14 protein-coding genes are annotated in these 15,004 nt (G+C 68.5%); 10 read left to right on the top strand and 4 right to left on the bottom strand.

Going from position 1 to position 15,004, the window contains the following annotated elements; translation table 11 throughout:
- Positions 1-441: 441 nt before the first annotated feature.
- The 8 genes from LK533_RS09765 (at position 442) to LK533_RS09730 (ending at position 7,987) form a co-directional block, all read left to right on the top strand.
- Positions 442-3,105: a bifunctional [glutamine synthetase] adenylyltransferase/[glutamine synthetase]-adenylyl-L-tyrosine phosphorylase gene (locus tag LK533_RS09765; RefSeq protein WP_229362601.1), complete on the top strand. Its 2,664-nt coding sequence runs from the start codon at positions 442-444 to the stop codon at positions 3,103-3,105.
- Positions 3,102-3,563 (top strand): peroxiredoxin, encoded by a 462-nt coding sequence (locus LK533_RS09760; protein ID WP_229362600.1) that lies wholly within the window; start codon positions 3,102-3,104, stop codon positions 3,561-3,563. Before LK533_RS09765 ends, LK533_RS09760 begins: the two co-directional genes overlap by 4 nt.
- Positions 3,560-4,354 carry a ferritin-like domain-containing protein gene (locus tag LK533_RS09755; protein WP_229362599.1) on the top strand — a complete coding sequence of 265 codons (795 nt, stop codon included), beginning with the start codon at positions 3,560-3,562 and terminating at the stop codon, positions 4,352-4,354. The genes LK533_RS09760 and LK533_RS09755 overlap by 4 nt, the downstream gene beginning before the upstream one ends.
- Positions 4,355-4,463: 109 nt before the next feature.
- Positions 4,464-5,291: a M23 family metallopeptidase gene (locus tag LK533_RS09750; protein ID WP_229362598.1), complete on the top strand. Its 828-nt coding sequence runs from the start codon at positions 4,464-4,466 to the stop codon at positions 5,289-5,291.
- Between the two features lie 89 nt (positions 5,292-5,380).
- On the top strand, positions 5,381-5,719 hold the full coding sequence (gene erpA / locus LK533_RS09745; RefSeq protein WP_229362597.1) for an iron-sulfur cluster insertion protein ErpA: 339 nt from the start codon (positions 5,381-5,383) through the stop codon (positions 5,717-5,719).
- 9 nt (positions 5,720-5,728) lie between these two features.
- Entirely contained in the window at positions 5,729-6,499 is a 771-nt protein-coding gene (gene xth, locus LK533_RS09740; RefSeq protein ID WP_229362596.1) for an exodeoxyribonuclease III, read from the top strand.
- A 26-nt stretch (positions 6,500-6,525) separates the two neighbouring features.
- Positions 6,526-7,290, top strand: coding sequence for a transporter (locus LK533_RS09735; protein WP_229362595.1), 765 nt, complete (start codon positions 6,526-6,528; stop codon positions 7,288-7,290).
- Positions 7,291-7,702: 412 nt separating this feature from the next.
- Complete coding sequence (locus LK533_RS09730; protein ID WP_229362594.1) at positions 7,703-7,987, top strand: hypothetical protein; 285 nt, start codon at positions 7,703-7,705, stop codon at positions 7,985-7,987.
- Positions 7,988-8,035: 48 nt separating this feature from the next.
- On the opposite strand, the gene LK533_RS09725 is transcribed toward LK533_RS09730, so the two are convergent.
- A complete protein-coding gene (locus tag LK533_RS09725) occupies positions 8,036-9,190 on the bottom strand; it encodes an N-acetyltransferase (protein WP_229362593.1) in 1,155 nt (384 codons plus the stop codon).
- A gap of 161 nt (positions 9,191-9,351) precedes the next feature.
- Between LK533_RS09725 and LK533_RS09720 the strand changes: the two genes are divergently transcribed.
- Both LK533_RS09720 and LK533_RS17955 read left to right on the top strand, forming a co-directional pair.
- On the top strand, positions 9,352-10,446 hold the full coding sequence (locus LK533_RS09720) for a fatty acid desaturase family protein (RefSeq protein WP_229362592.1): 1,095 nt from the start codon (positions 9,352-9,354) through the stop codon (positions 10,444-10,446).
- A 155-nt stretch (positions 10,447-10,601) separates the two neighbouring features.
- Entirely contained in the window at positions 10,602-10,841 is a 240-nt protein-coding gene (locus LK533_RS17955) for an endonuclease domain-containing protein (RefSeq protein ID WP_324255282.1), read from the top strand.
- Positions 10,842-11,016: 175 nt separating this feature from the next.
- Here the strand turns inward: LK533_RS17955 and lptG are convergent, their stop codons facing one another.
- The 3 genes from lptG to spt form a co-directional block, all read right to left on the bottom strand.
- A complete protein-coding gene (gene lptG, locus LK533_RS09710; protein WP_229362591.1) occupies positions 11,017-12,114 on the bottom strand; it encodes an LPS export ABC transporter permease LptG in 1,098 nt (365 codons plus the stop codon).
- The gene (locus LK533_RS09705) at positions 12,111-13,313 is read right to left on the bottom strand and encodes an LPS export ABC transporter permease LptF (RefSeq protein ID WP_229362590.1); all 1,203 of its coding nucleotides are present in this window, start codon (positions 13,311-13,313) and stop codon (positions 12,111-12,113) included. The genes lptG and LK533_RS09705 overlap by 4 nt, the downstream gene beginning before the upstream one ends.
- Before the next feature lie 379 nt (positions 13,314-13,692).
- On the bottom strand, positions 13,693-14,955 hold the full coding sequence (gene spt, locus LK533_RS09700; protein ID WP_229362589.1) for a serine palmitoyltransferase: 1,263 nt from the start codon (positions 14,953-14,955) through the stop codon (positions 13,693-13,695).
- Positions 14,956-15,004: the final 49 nt, after the last annotated feature.

Here is a 15,004-nt window from a genome sequence, read left to right as displayed (position 1 = left end):
CAGCCTCTTAGTGCTCCTGCGCAGGCGGGAGCCCAGGGTCGAGAAGCGCCGCAAGCTGGTTTCCTGCTTGGCCCGAAATCCCTGCCGTGCAGGGATCTGCGGTCCTCAAGGTGAGGGACGGGTACCACAAGCGCCGGTAGCGGTGGTGTCCGTCAGCATTGCCCTGGCACCTGATCGAGCTGGCGCAGGTAGCGGACGAACTCCTCGGACCCAGTGGCGGCACCTTCGAAGCTTTGGCGCAGCGCATTGCCGACGGCGTCCGTTTCCCGCGGCCGTCGCACGACAACACCGCGGGACTTGTCCGGGGAAGAAATGGCATCCATGGCCGAGTGAGGTGGCGAAGTAACCATCGGCCTAACAACTCGACATCCTGATATTTGTTGCTTTCAACATGCGCTTTTGTCGTTGCGTGACCGTCATCAAACACTGCGCGAGTGCTTCATGGATCTGAACTCTGCCATCGGACGTGCGCGTGAGCACTCCCCGTTTCTGGCCCGCTTGCTGGAGCAGGAGGCAGGGGTGCTGGACGGCGATTGGCTTGCCGATCCGATCGCCCACGCCAGGGTCGCGGACGGCGACATGGGCGTGGCCCGGCGGCTGCGGATCGAGCGGCGGCGAGTGGCGCTGCTGGTGGCACTGGGCGACCTGTCGGGCGCTTATGACCTGCGGCGCGTCACGCGATTGCTGAGCGACTTTGCCGACCATGCGCTGGACGTGGCAATCCGCGCGGCGATCGAGGAACGCACGCCCGGCGCGCAGCCCCAAGGCTTTGTCGCGATCGCGCTCGGCAAGCAGGGCAGCCGCGAGCTGAATTACTCGTCCGATGTGGACCCGATCCTGTTGTTCGATCGCGCGACCCTGCCGCACCGGGAGCGCGAGACCGCGGACGAGGCCGCGATCAAGATCGCCAGGCGCGCGACCGAGCTGCTGCAGACGCGCGATGGGGACGGCTATGTGCTGCGCGTCGACCTCAGGCTGCGGCCCGCGCCGGAGGCGTCGCCCATTGCGCTGCCGGTGGGGGCGGCGATCAGCTATTATGAGTCGCAGGCGCTGCCTTGGGAGCGCGCGGCGTTCATCCGCGCGCGGGCCGCGGCGGGCGACCTGTCGCTGGGGCGGCGGTTCCTGGTCGCGATCCGCCCGTTCGTGTGGCGGCGCGCGCTCGATTATGGCGCGGTGGCGGAGATCCGGCAGATTTCGGGCCGCATCCGCGATCATTATGCGCAGGGCCAGGCGTTCGGACCCGGGTACGACCTGAAGCGCGGGCGCGGCGGCATTCGGGAGGCGGAGTTCTTCGCGCAGGTCCACCAGCTGATCCACGGCGGGCGCGACCGTGCGCTGCGGGCGCCGGCCACGCTGGACGCACTGGCGGTGCTGGCGGATGCCGGCTGGATCGCGCCCGAACAGGCTGCGACGCTGGCGCAAGGCTACACGCTGTTCCGCACGATCGAGCACCGGCTGCAGATGGTGGACGATCGCCAGACCCACAGTCTCCCGACCTCCCCGGAAGCGCTGGACCATGTCGCGCGGCTGCACGGTGTCGAAGGCGGGGCGGCGCTGCTCGACCTGCTCTGGCCGCAGGTGGCGGCGGTGGCCGCGGTGTACGACACGCTGGGCGAGACCGACCGGCCCGCGGTGCCCGCCGACGCGCAGTTGCTGGAGGCGCGGCTGGCGGAGCTGGGCTTCGATCCCGCGGACCAGGCGATGCGGCGGATCGGCGACTGGCGCAGCGGCCGCTATCCGGCGCTGCGCAGCCCCGCCGCGCGCACGGCGCTGGAAGCCGCCCTGCCGGAGATGCTCACCAGCCTCGCCACCGCGAGCGACCCCTATCAGGCGCTGATCCGGCTGGACGCGATGCTCGCTCGCCTGCCGAGTGCGATCAACCTGTTCCGCCTGCTGGAGGCGCAGCCTGCGCTTGCCCGGCTGCTGAGCGCGATCCTGTGTCATGCGCCGACGCTCGCGGAAGCGCTGGCGCGGCGGGCGACGCTGCTCGACGGGCTGATGGACGCAAGCGCGCTGGAGCCGGTGGGGGAGGTGGCGGAGCTCGCGGCCGAGATGCTGCCGCGCGACGCCGGCATGCCCTATGAGGCGGTGCTCGACCATGCCCGCGCGGTGGTGGGCGAGAAGCGCTTTGCGCTGGGCGCACAGATCGTTGCAGGCACCAGCGACCCGCTGACCGTGGCTGCCGGTTATGCGCGGGTTGCCGAAGCCGCGATCGAGACGCTGGTCACCGCCACCGTCGCCGAGTTCGCGGCCCAGCATGGCCGCGTGCCGGAGAGCGAGCTGGTGATCGTGGCGCTCGGCCGCTTGGGCGGCGGGCTGCTGACCCACGCCTCCGACCTGGACGTCATTTATCTGTTCACGGGCGATTATCGTGCCGAGTCCGACGGGGCCAAGCCGCTGGGGGCAGTGCTCTACTACAATCGCCTGGCGCAGCGGGTGACGGCGGCGCTTTCGGTGGCAACCGCTTCGGGGCCGCTGTACGAAATCGACACGCGGCTGCGGCCTTCGGGCGGGCAGGGACCGCTGGTGGTCTCGCTGGAGGGATTCGCCCGCTACCAGCGTGAAAGCGCCTGGACCTGGGAGCATATGGCGCTGACCCGCGCGCGGCCGGTGTTTGGGTCGCCAGCGGCGCGCGAACAGGTAGCGGGCATCATCCGGCGCGTGCTGGAGGGCGACCGGCCCGAGCGCGACGTGGTGGCGGAGGCGCGCGAGATGCGGGCCGAAATGGCGCGCCACAAGCCCGCGCAAGGCCCGCTCGACGTGAAGCTCGCGCCCGGCGGGCTGGTCGACCTGGAGTTCACGGTGCACGTCGCCCAGCTGGTCCACCGCACCGGCCTCCATCCTGACCTTCCGACTGCGATCGCGGCACTGGAGGCGGCAGGGCTGCTGCCCGAGGGGCTGGCGGGGGCGCATGCGCTGTTGACCCGCGCTCTCGTGACCTTCCGGCTGGTCGCCCCGGACGCGCAGCTGCCGCCATCCGCCTCGCGGGCGCTGGTCGCGCGGGCGCTGGGGCAGGCGGACTGGGACAGCGCGGTTGCGTCGCTGGACGCGGCACGGCAACGGGTCGCGGAAATCTGGGCAGCGGTAAGCGAGACGAAGCAATGAACCTGGGCGACATGATCCCGGCGGTGACCCTGACGGGGAGCGACGGTGGGCGCTTCGACCTGTCGGCAGTGCGGCCGGCGGTGATCTATTTCTACCCCAAGGCCGACACCGCGGGCTGCACGCGCGAGGCGATCGACTTCGGCGACCTTGCGGCGCAATTTGGGGAAGCGGGCGTCGCCGTAATCGGCGTGTCGAAGGATCCGCCGGCCAAGCTGGAACGCTTCATCGCCAAGCATGAACTGGCGGTCCGGCTGGCGAGCGACGAGGGCGACGCCTGCGAGGCCTTTGGCGTATGGGGCGAGAAGAAGCTCTACGGCCGCAGCTACATGGGGATCGAGCGCGCGACCTTTCTGTTCGATGGCGAGGGGCGGCTGGTGCAGCAATGGCGCAAGGTGAAGGTGCCCGGCCATGCCGAGGCCGTGCTGACGGCGGCACGAGCGCTGAAGACCGCCGGGTGACGAGCATCGCCCAGGCATGCCGCGCGGTGCTGGAGATCGCCGACCCGCGCGCCAAGGTGAAGGCGGCGCGCGCCACCGCGCGGGCATGGCGGCGCGGCGACCTGGCTTTTGCCTTTGACGTGGCGATGCCCGATCGGCCGGGTCGTCCGGAGCACCCCGAACTGCTGCCGCCGAACCGCATGCCCAAGCGCGGCAAGGGCGGGTCCGAGCGCGGGCGTCTGGCGCTGCTGCACGCGCTGGCACACATCGAGTTCGTCGCGATCGACCTGGCGTTCGATGCCGCCGGGCGGTTCGGGGCGGAGTTTCCGCGCGGCTTTACCGACGACTGGATCAGCGTCGGCGCGGACGAGGCGATGCATTTTGCGCTGCTGGAGCGCCGGCTGCGCCAGCTCGGCAGCCACTATGGCGCGCTGCCTGCGCACGACGGTTTGTGGGATTCCGCGATCGAGACCGCGCACGACGCGCTCGCCCGGCTGGCGGTGGTGCCGATGGTGCTGGAAGCGCGCGGACTGGACGTGACGCCGGCCACGGTCGATCGGGCGCGGGCAGCCGGCGACGAGGCGACCGCACGCATCCTCCACCGCATCTATACCGATGAAATCCGGCATGTTTCCGCCGGCACCCGATGGTTCCAACAGCGTTGTAAAATCGAACGAATCATTCCCGCCGCGCACTGGCAGACGCTGGTGCGTCGGCACTTCCGCGGAGCCATTAAGCCACCGTTCAACGATTCAGCGCGCGCCTATGCCGGTCTGACGCGCGATTATTACGAGCCGCTTGCGGAAAGCTGACGCCTGGGGTCAACCAACAGTCGTCAAGGCGCGGAGGGGCTGCAGCTGAGACATCGATGAAGCCGCGACCGGCCCGCCGGTTGCTAACGCCTGGATCGCCGGACTCAGTATGACCATCAGCAACGTCGTCTCAGCCAACGCCGCGATTGCTCAGCGGTTCCGTCGTTTCTTCACTTTTCGCGATCTCGCCGCAGACGGCCAGACCCGCCGCCGCAGCGGGGGCGCAGCCCGCACGCAGGCGATGGTGATGGCGTTCGCCGCGCTGACGCTGGGTTCGGGCTATGGCGCCGCCAATGCCGCGGTCGACCCGGCGGTTGCGGCCGGCCCCGCCGAGGCAGTGGGTGGCCCCTATGAGCCGGTGAGCACGGCCGAGGCGGCGACGATGACGGCAGCGTCGAGCGAAGCGGACTCCCAGTTCCGCAACCTCTTCATGACCTGGAAAAAGCTCGACACGACCGAGCAGGCGGCGATCGCCATCCCGTCGCTCCAGCCGATCGACGACATGAAGCTGTCGAGCAACTTCGGCGTCCGTTCCGACCCGTTCCGCGGCACTGCCGCGATGCACGCCGGCATTGACCTTCCCGGGCCGATCGGCACGCCCGTCTATGCGACGGCAGACGGCATCGTCGGTCGCGCCCAGCGCGCCGGCGGCTATGGCAACCTGATCGAGCTCAACCATGGCAAGGGTATCCAGACCCGCTATGGCCATCTGTCGAAGATCCTGGTGGGCGAGAACACCCGCGTGCGCCGCGGCCAGCTGATCGGCCTGATGGGCTCGACCGGCCGCTCGACCGGCAGCCACCTGCACTATGAAGTCCGCATCAACGGCGCGGCGGTCAACCCTGTCCCCTATTTGCAGGCCGGCGACCAGCTGCTGGCGGCACAGGACCGCGCGGCTCGCAATCGCCAGCTGGGCGTTGGCGGCCCGGCGAACTGATCGCTCCGAGTTTTTCGAGGTACGGAGAGGAGAGGGGCCACGGCGACCATGAGGTTGCCGATGGCCCCCGTTCCTCTTATCTCCCGGCCATGGCCACCAATCCTCTTTCCGTCGGCCTGACGCCATCCGCCGCTGCCCGTGTGGCCGCGATCGCTGCGCGCCAGGGCAAGCCCGCGATCCTGCGTCTCTCAGTCGAAGGGGGCGGCTGTTCGGGCTTCCAGTACCGCTTCGGCCTGGCCGACGCGCCGGAGGGCGACGACAGCGTGACCGAAACCGACGGCGTCCAGTTGGTGGTCGACTCGATGAGCCTGGACCTGGTCGGGGGCGCGCAGGTGGACTTCGTGGAGTCGCTGGGCGGCGCCGCCTTCCGGGTCGAGAACCCCAATGCCGCGTCGGGCTGCGGCTGCGGCAGCAGCTTTTCGGTCTGACGCTCGAGCGTGCGCATCGTCAGCTACAACGTCAACGGCATCAAGGCGCGCCTGCCGCGCCTGCTGGAGTATCTTGAGGAGCAGACGCCCGACGTCGTCTGCCTGCAAGAGCTCAAGTCCAGCGACGAGACCTTTCCCGAGGCGGAAATTCGCGCAGCAGGCTATGGCGCCGTCTGGCATGGGCAAAAGGGGTTCAACGGCGTTGCCGTGCTGGCCAGGGGCGCCGATCCGATCGAGTGGCAGCGCGGGCTTTCCGGCGAGCCCGAGGACGAGCACAGCCGCTATCTGGAAACCGAGGTCGATGGGGTGGTGATCGCGTCGATCTACCTGCCCAACGGCAATCCGGTGCCCGGACCCAAGTTCGATTATAAGCTGCGCTGGATCGAGCGGCTGTCGGCGCGTGCGCGCGACCTGCTGGCTGAGGAGCGGCCGGTGGTGCTGGCCGGCGACTACAACGTCATTCCGAACGACGACGACGTGTTCTCGGTACGGGCGATGGCGAGCGATGCGCTGATGCAGCCGGAGTCGCGCCAGGGCTATCGCGCACTGGTGGCGCAGGGCTGGACCGACGCGCTGCGCACCCGCTTTCCCAAGGGGGGCGTGTGGACCTTCTGGGACTATCAGGCCGGTGCCTGGCAGCGGGATGCTGGCTTTCGCATCGACCATCTGTTGCTGAGCCCGATCGCGGCCGACCGCATGCAGGACGCCGGTGTCGACAAGGCGTATCGCGGCCGCGAAAAGGCCAGCGACCATGCGCCCACCTGGGTGCGGTTGCGGTGAGGCCGCTCTGCTCGGCCGCGCTTGCGGTGGCGTTGCTGTGTCCTGTCGCCGCCCAGGCGCGCGACTATTGCCCCACGCGTCCCAGCCTTGGTCAGAGCCCGTGCGTGCTGGACCAGGGCGCGGTGGCGGTGGAAACCGCCCTGGTCGATTGGGAGCATGACCGCAGCGCCGACGAGCGCACCGACACGCTGCTGATCGCCGACACGCTGCTGCGCTTCGGCGTCAGCGATCGTGCCGAGCTGCAGCTGGAATGGCAGCCCTTTGGTCGCGAGGTGACGCGCGACCGGGTTTTGGGCGAGACCGAGCGGCAGAACCGCGTCGGCGACCTGACGCTGGGCGCGCGCGTCAACCTCGCCAATCCGGACGGCTCCGGCTTCTCCTGGGCCGTGCAGCCGTCGGTCACGCTGCCCGTCGGCCGCCAGCCGATCGGCGGCGGAGACTGGGGCGCGAGCCTGATCGTGCCGCTGTCCTATGAACTCAACGACACGTTCACGCTGCAACTCTCCCCGGAGGTGGCAGCCGAGGCGAATGAGGACGGCCATGGCCGGCACCTGGCCTATGGCAACATCGTCGGGCTGGAGGTCGCGCTGACCGACGCGCTGGCGATGGAGCTGGAGGGGGAGGTCCGCCGCGATGACGATCCGGTCGAGGCGGCGACCGAAGTCCGTGCCGCGCTGTCGTTCGGCTGGATGGTGAATGACGATACCCAGCTGGACCTGGGGACCGCCGCTGGCCTCAACCACGACACGCCGGACCTGCGGCTCTATGCCGGGGTGGCGCGGCGCTTCTGAGGTTTGGGGCGCGGCTCCCGGCGAGCAGAGGCCGGACCGTGGTGCGTGGGCGAACTAGCTGTCTCTTGCCCGGATCCTCGTGCAAGACCTCGCTCGCGGTGCGCAGGATCGCCTCGGGGGCGCTTGAGAAGCTGCGTCCGGAGAGCGGCGCGGTAGGCCGAGTCGTCCACCCTCTTGCGGCGCTCTTCGGGCGAGACCTGCCGCACGATCGCTTCCTTCTTAACTTGCATGGCCGAGCGACCGGGCAATCCGCCAACACATGGCGCGTATTGCTGCGGTTCGGCTGCCTGTTTTGCTGGCCAGCGGCAGGCGGTCTGGTAAGTCGTTGAGATTACGTCGCGCCACTGTTTGGCACGCATAATGCACTGCTCTCTCCGTCAGCCGATTGGCTGCAGTTCAGGGAGAGACTGTCATGATCGTTCGTGTTGTTGCCGCCACTGCCGCCCTCGTCCTTGGTGTCGCCACCGTCGCAGCCCCTGCGATGGCGGACCCGCTGCGGACCGTGCCGGCACCGGCCGTCAAGGCACCGGCGGAAGTCGCTACGGATGGCGAGCTGACGACCAAAGCGGTGAATCCGTCGACCCGCTATTGCGTGAAGACCGAGATCACCGGCTCCCGCCTGCCGCGCCGGGAGTGCCACACCCGCCAGCAGTGGCTGGACCTTGGCTACGACCCGCTCGTCGACCTGCGTCGCTAAGCGTGCGGTTTCGCGCCCGGGGGCAGGCCCTGCCCCCGGCAGCGCGCGTTACAGGGTGCGCTGATAGACTTGGTAGACGCGGTTGATCCGGCTCTGGATCGCATCGGCGATCGCGATCATCCCCTGGTTGTCGTCCAGGACCCAGCCGATCTCGCCGCGGGTCGCGCCATAGTGCGCCACCGCATCCCGGCGGATGTACTCGATCATCATGAAGGCCAGCTGGCTCGCCATGCGCGAGGCCTGCAGTCGCTTGACCACGCCCATCAGCGGCACGCGCATCGTGCGGACCTGCGGCTTGCGCAGCCACAGCAGCAGCTTGGCCCAGCCGAACGGCAGCAGCGAGCCGTTGAGCGGCTTGATCGCCTCGTTGAGGTCGGGAAGCGTGATCATGAACGCGACCGGCTCGCCGTCCAGTTCGGCGATGCGGATCAGGTCCTCGAAAACGATGGGCTTCAGCTTCTTGCCGACGTCGTCGATCTCGGGCTGGGTGAGCGGCACGAAGCCCCAGTTGTCCGACCAGGCGTCGTTCAAGATGCCCAGGATGATGGCCGCTTCCTCGGCAAAGCGTGCCTTGTTCACCTTGCGGATGCGGATGCGCGCGTTCTTTTCGCCCGACTGGATGATGCGGTTGACGATCGGCGGGAACGCCTGGGTGATGTCGAGCTCATAGGTGACGAGCTGCTTGACCGGCTGGTAGCCGGCAGCCTCGACCCAGCCCTGATATTCAGCGCGGTGGTGGCCCATCATCACGGTGGGGCTGTGGTCCTGCCCCTTGATGAGGAGGCCTGGTTCTTCCCACACCGACAGGCTCACCGGGCCGATCGCGCGGGTCATGCCCTTGGCGCGCAGCCAGTCCTCGGCCGCCGCGATCAGGGCGGCGCCGGTTGCGGCATCCTCCGCCTCGAACATCCCCCAGAAGCCCACGCCGGGCCCGAAGCCCTGCTCGGCCGGCATGGTCAGCGCCAGCGTGTCGAGGTGCGCGGAAATGCGGCCTACGACCTTGCCGTCGCGCTCCGCGAGCATCAGCTGCGCCTCTGCATGGCTGAACCAGCCGTTCTTCTTCGGATCGATCTGGCCGGCGACCTCGCTCTTCAGCGGCGGGACCCAGTGCGGATCGTTCGCGTATAGGCGGAAAGGCAGGTCGATGAACGCCTTGCGGTCCGCCTTGGACTGGACGGGACGGATCGTCGGTTGGATGGCCACGCTTGCCTCCGAAGGGGTGAACCGGCCGCGTGTAGCGGTGCAGGCGATCAAAGGCGAGGGGATCGGGCGATCACAGTGATTGATTCAAGTCATCGCTGCGACCCACGGCACCGCTACACATGCCACGCTGTCGCCACTATCTCAGCGCTATGGAACAGGTCATGGAACCCACGCTTGCCCTTTCGCGGGATACCGCCGGACCGGCGGACGCTCGTGTCGGCCCCAAGCCGCGCATTGTCGACGACAAGACGATGCTGCGCACCGCGGCGGAGCTGACGCGCGATCTGAACGCTCCCAACCCGACGCTGTACTGGGCCGACCTCCTCGGCTCGGCGGTGCTTGGCTACGGCGCGCTGGTGGTGGCGGTGGTCGCCGCCTCGCCGCTGGTGATGGTGCTGGCGGGTGTTGTGTCGGTGCTGGCGCTGTACCGCGCGCTGCTGTTCATCCACGAAGTCAGCCACATGAAGCATGCGGCGCTGCCGCACTTCCGGCTGGGCTGGAACCTGATCGCAGGGATTCCGATGCTGGTGCCGTCCTTCATGTACGAGGGCGTGCACAACCTGCACCATGCCAAGACGCGCTATGGCACCGCGGACGATCCCGAATATCTGCCGCTCGCGCTGATGAAGCCGTGGACGCTGCCGGTGTTCATCCTGGTGTCGCTGCTGGCGCCGATCGGCCTGCTGATCCGCTTCGCGATCCTGTCGCCGCTGTCGTGGCTGTCGCCCAAACTGCGCGAGACGGTGATTGCGCGCTATTCGTCGCTGTCGATCAACCCGTCCTTCCGCCGCCGCATTCCGGCCGGCGAGCAGCGGGTGCTGTTCGACCGGCTCGACGCCGCCGCGAGCGTGTGGGCGATCGGACTGGTGGCGCTGGTCGCGACCGGCGTGGTCCCGATGCGCGGCTTCCTGATCGGTCTCGGCATCGGTTCGGCCGTGGCGCTCCTCAACCAGGTCCGCACGCTGGTGGCGCATCTGTGGGAGAACGAGGGCGAGCAGATGACGGTGACCGCCCAGTATCTCGACTCGGTGAACGTGCCACCGCCGGGGCTGTTGCCCGGCCTGTGGGCGCCGGTGGGCTTGCGCTATCACGCGCTCCACCACCTGCTGCCCAGCCTGCCATACCATGCGCTGGGCGAGGCGCATCGCCGGCTGAGTGCGGTGCTAGAGGAGGGTTCGCCCTATCACAAGGCGAGCTACCGCAGCGCGCTGGGCCTGATGCACCGGATCGGCCGGAGCACGATGGTCCGACGCTGAGGCTAGCGAGGAACGAAGAGGGCGGTCCGAGGGGCCGCCCTTTTTTGTTCAAGCTCCAACGACGGTTGCCACGCGAAATCGATGCTGCTCTCTTCGATCCTCCCCCGGAGGGGGAGGGGGACCAGCCGCAGGCTGGTGGAGGGGTAGTCGTCCGCATGCTGCACGGTTCGGAGGCAACGCAGAAGCTCGCCAGGAAATTCCGTCGCGAGATGAGCTTGCCTGAGGTTCTGCTATGGCGAGAACTGCGGGCCCGTCCTGCTGGCCTGCGCTTTCGCCGTCAGCACCCGGCGGGTCCCTATGTCCTGGACTTCTTCTGTTCGGCTCAGCGGCTCGCGGTGGAGGTCGATGGCGACGCGCATGGGCGGCAGTCGTCCGGAGCGGGATGCCGTACGTGATGCGTGGCTTCGGGGCCAGGGAGTCCGAGTCCTCCGGATCCCGGCGCGCACGATCCTGTCCGATCTGGATAGCTGTGTTCGGCACATCGCCGCCACCGCGTGCGGGGAAGACCCCTCCACCGGCTTCGCCGGTCCCCCTCCCCCTCCGGGGGAGGATTGATCGAGCGCCTGCCGGCTACTCCTCCGTCCGGATCAGCACCAGTTCCCCGATCAGCAGGAACAGCAGGAACGGGGCCCAGGCGGCCAGGAACGGCGGGTACGCCCCCAGATTCCCCATCGCGAGCGCGAAATTGTCCGCGACGAAATAAGCGAAACCTAGCGCCATGCCGATCACCGCGCGGATGAACAGGCGCCCCGAACGCGCCACGCCGAACCCCGCCACCGCGCCCAGCAGCGGCATCAGCACCGAGGACAGCGGACTCGATAGCTTGTGCCACAGGGCGCCGTCGAGCGCCTTGGTCGGCCGGCCGGCGGCTTCCAGGTCGGCGATCGCCTCCCGCAGCGCGCGGAAGGACAAGCTGTCGGGGTCGACGGTTGCGAGGGTGAACTGGTCGGGCCGCACGCCCGAGGCGACGTGCAGCGTGCCGAGCTGCTCCAGCTTGCCGATGCCGACGGTGAAGCGAGTGGCGCCGTCCACGCGCCACTCGCGCCCGTTGTACCGGCCCTGCTTGGCCGTCAGGATCGACAGCAGTCGGCCGCCCTGGCGCTCATAGACGGTGATGCCGCTCAGCACTGCCGAATTGCCGCGGCCGTCGATGCGGTCGACGCGGATCAGGTTGGCGCCGTCGCGCACCCACACGTTGCCGCGGGTGCCGCTGTCGACCGGCAGCGGGCCGTAGTCGACCTTTTCCCACTGGGTGAGCGTGGCGGTGGCGCGCGAGACGATGCGGTCGTTGAACAGGAAGGAGATGGCGGCGACGCCGAGGCTCGCAACCAGCAGCGGCGCGAGCACCTGGTGCGCCGACAGCCCCGAGGCCTTCATCGAGATGACTTCGCTGTTCTGGTTGAGCTGCATCAGCGTCAGGATCGTACCGAGCAGCACCGAGAAGGGCAGGAAGCGCGCGATGATCTGCGGCATGCGCATCGACACATAATGCCAGACCTGCGCGTCGGTGTTTCCGGGATAGGCGAGGATCTTGGCGCTTTCGCTCAGCAGGTCGAGCGCCTGGAGCACCAGCACCAGGGCGGCGAGGATGCCGAAGGTGCGCACCAGGAACAGCCGCACCATGTAGAGCGCGACCGTCCGCGACGGGAAGGGGGAGTTGGCCTTCATGCCTGTGCCTTCCGCGGGCGGCGGCGGCCGGGCAGGCGGCGCACGATCGCCTTCAGCCCCTTGTCGAACGCCTTTTCCAGGGCGCCGATCGGCTGGCCGCCGGGCACATGGGCGATGGTATAGTACATCCAGAACACCAGCCCGGCGAATACCAGGAACGGCCCCCACAAGGCGATCAGCGGGTCGACCCGGCCGAGCGAGCCGAACGCCTCCGCATATTCATTCACCTTGTGATAGGTCACGATCATCACGATCGAGAGGAAGACGCCCAGCGCCGAGGTCGATCGCTTGGGCGGCACGCCCAGCGCCAGCGCCAGCATCGGCAGCAGGAACATGGTCGCCACCTCCACCAGGCGGAAGTGGAAGTTGGCGCGCGCACTGGCGCGGGTTTCCGGCGTCTGCCCCTGATCGCGGCCAAGCACCGCGAGTTCGGGCAGCGTGCGCTCCAGGTCGCGGCCGCCGCGGGCGCGGAAGTTGCCGAACTTGGGCAGGTCGATCGGCAGGTCGTGCGAGCTGAAGCTCAGCGTGCGCGGGGTGCGGAAGCCCGGCTGGTCGTGCAGCAACATGCCGTTGGTCAGCCGGAAATTGATCGTGTTGGGATCGTCGGTGGCGAGGAACTGGCCGCGCTCCGCGGTCGCCGCCAGCCACGCGCCGTTCGCCCGCTCGACCCGCACGAAGATGCCGCGCAGATCGGCGCCGCTTTCGCGGCTCTCCTCGATGCGCAGCGTCATGCGGTTGCCGAAATTGGTGAACTCGCCGATCTTGATCGAGGCGCCCAGCGCCCCCGAGCGAAGCTCGAACCGCAGCCCCTCGTAGTTGTAGCGGGCCCAGGGCTGGACGAAGCCGACGATGGTCAGGTTCAGCAGCGCCAGCGCAATCGCGTAGAGATACGGTGTCCGCAACAGCCGGCCGTAGCTCATCCCGACACCACGCAGCACGTCGAGCTCCGAGGTGGTGGCGAGTTTTCGAAAGGCGAGCAGCACGCCCAGCATCAGCCCGATCGGGATGCCGAGGCCGAGATATTCCGGAAGCAGGTTGGCGAGCATTCGCCACACCACGCTGACCGGGCCGCCTTCGGATGCCACGAAGTCGAACAGCCGCAGCATGCGGTCGAGCACCAGCAGCATCGCCGCGATGATCAACGTCGAGAACAGCGGCACCGCGATGAGCCGCGCCATGTAGCGATCGATCGACTTCATGCGGGGGGCGACGTGCTTTCGAGGACGGTTGGCGGAATCCCGCAGCTATAGCGGAGGGGCGGGCCTGTGCCAGCCCCTCGATCGGTGTTGGTCCCGCGCAGTCCACCGCCCGTCATGCGCGTGCGCAGCGCTATCCCACTCCCGTATCCCTGCGCAGGCAGGGATCCAGGGTCCAGCAGAGCAACGACCAGTTGTTCCCGGGGCCCTGGGCTCCTGCCTTCGCAGGAGCACGGGAATGGGTGCCGCGAGGGAGACGCCGTACCCCGGCGAAGGCCGGGGCCCAGTTGGGAAGGTTTGGCGAGGGAGAGCAACGCAACACCCGCCTTCGCACCTGGGCCCCGGCCTTCGCCGGGGTACGCGGATGGCTGGGGGCGGTGCCTTACGCCAGGACGCCCACAGCCTTGCCGGCCGCCTGGAACATGCCGAGCACCTTCTGGATCTGCTCGGGCGTGTGCTCGGCGCAGAGCGAGCAGCGCAGCAGGAAGGTGCCGGCCGGCGTCGCGGGCGGGCGCGCCATGTTGACGTAGAGGCCGCCCTCCAGCAGCGCCTGCCACATCGCCACCGCCTGGGTCTGATCCTCCAGGATCACCGCGACGATCGCGGAATCGGGGGTTTCGGTGCCGAGGCGGAAGCCCATCTGCTTGAGTCCGGCGTGGAGCATCCGGGCGTTCTCCCACAGATGCTGGCGCTTGTTATGCGCGAATTGCAGCTTGCGGATCGAGGCCGCGGCGGTGGCGACCACGCTCGGCGGCAGCGAGGCGGTGAAGATATAGGGGCGGCAGGCGAGGCGGATCGCCTCGAACTTCGGGTGGTTCGACACGCAGAAGCCGCCGACCGTGCCGACCGACTTGGAAAAGGTGCCAACGATGAAGTCGACGTCGCCCTCGCAGCCCTGCGCCTCGTACACGCCGCGGCCGTTGGGGCCGTAGAAGCCCATCGAGTGCGCCTCGTCGGACAGCACCATCGCGCCGTGCTTCTTGGCGACGGCGACCATCTCTTTCAGCGGCGCCACATCGCCGAGCATCGAATAGACGCCCTCCAGCACGACGAGCTTGCCGGCATCCTTGGGCAGGCGGCCGAGCCGCTTGTCGAGATCGGCGATGTCGTTGTGGCGGAAGCGGACGACCTCGGCATAGCCCTGCTTGCAGCCATCGTAGATCGAGGCGTGGCTGTCGGCGTCGAGGATGACGTAGTCGCCCTTGCCCGCCAGCGTCGAGATCATGCCGAGGTTGGCCATGTAGCCGGTCGAGAACACGATCGCGCCCGACACGCCGTAGAAGTCGCGCAGCGCCTGCTCGACTTCCATATGGTCGCGGAAGGTGCCGTTGAGCATGCGGCTGCCGTTGGTGCCCGAACCGAACTGGTCGAGCGCGTCCTTGCCGGCCTGGATCACGTCCGGGTCGAACGTCATGCCCATATAGTTGTAGGTGCCGAGCAGGATCGTGTCGCGGCCGGCGATCACCGCCTCGGTCGGCGACTTCACCTGCTCCATGACGATCGCGAACGGATCGGTCACGCCGGTGTCGATCAGCGCCTGGCGTTCGGCGATCAGCGCGTCGAACTTGCTCATCAGGTCGCGCTCCGGCGCGGCGGCCGGCGGATCGATGGGGAGCTGGTGCTGGGTGGCGGCGGCTTCGGTCATCTGTGTTTTCCTGGGAACACCGTCGGGCGGATTGGCGCGACGCGCCTGC

This window comes from Sphingomonas sp. PL-96 (assembly GCF_020707215.1).
In the GTDB taxonomy this organism is placed as follows: Bacteria; Pseudomonadota; Alphaproteobacteria; order Sphingomonadales; family Sphingomonadaceae; genus Sphingomonas.
Note: the sequence above shows the minus strand (reverse complement) of the source record. Positions and strands in the feature narration are given on the sequence as shown.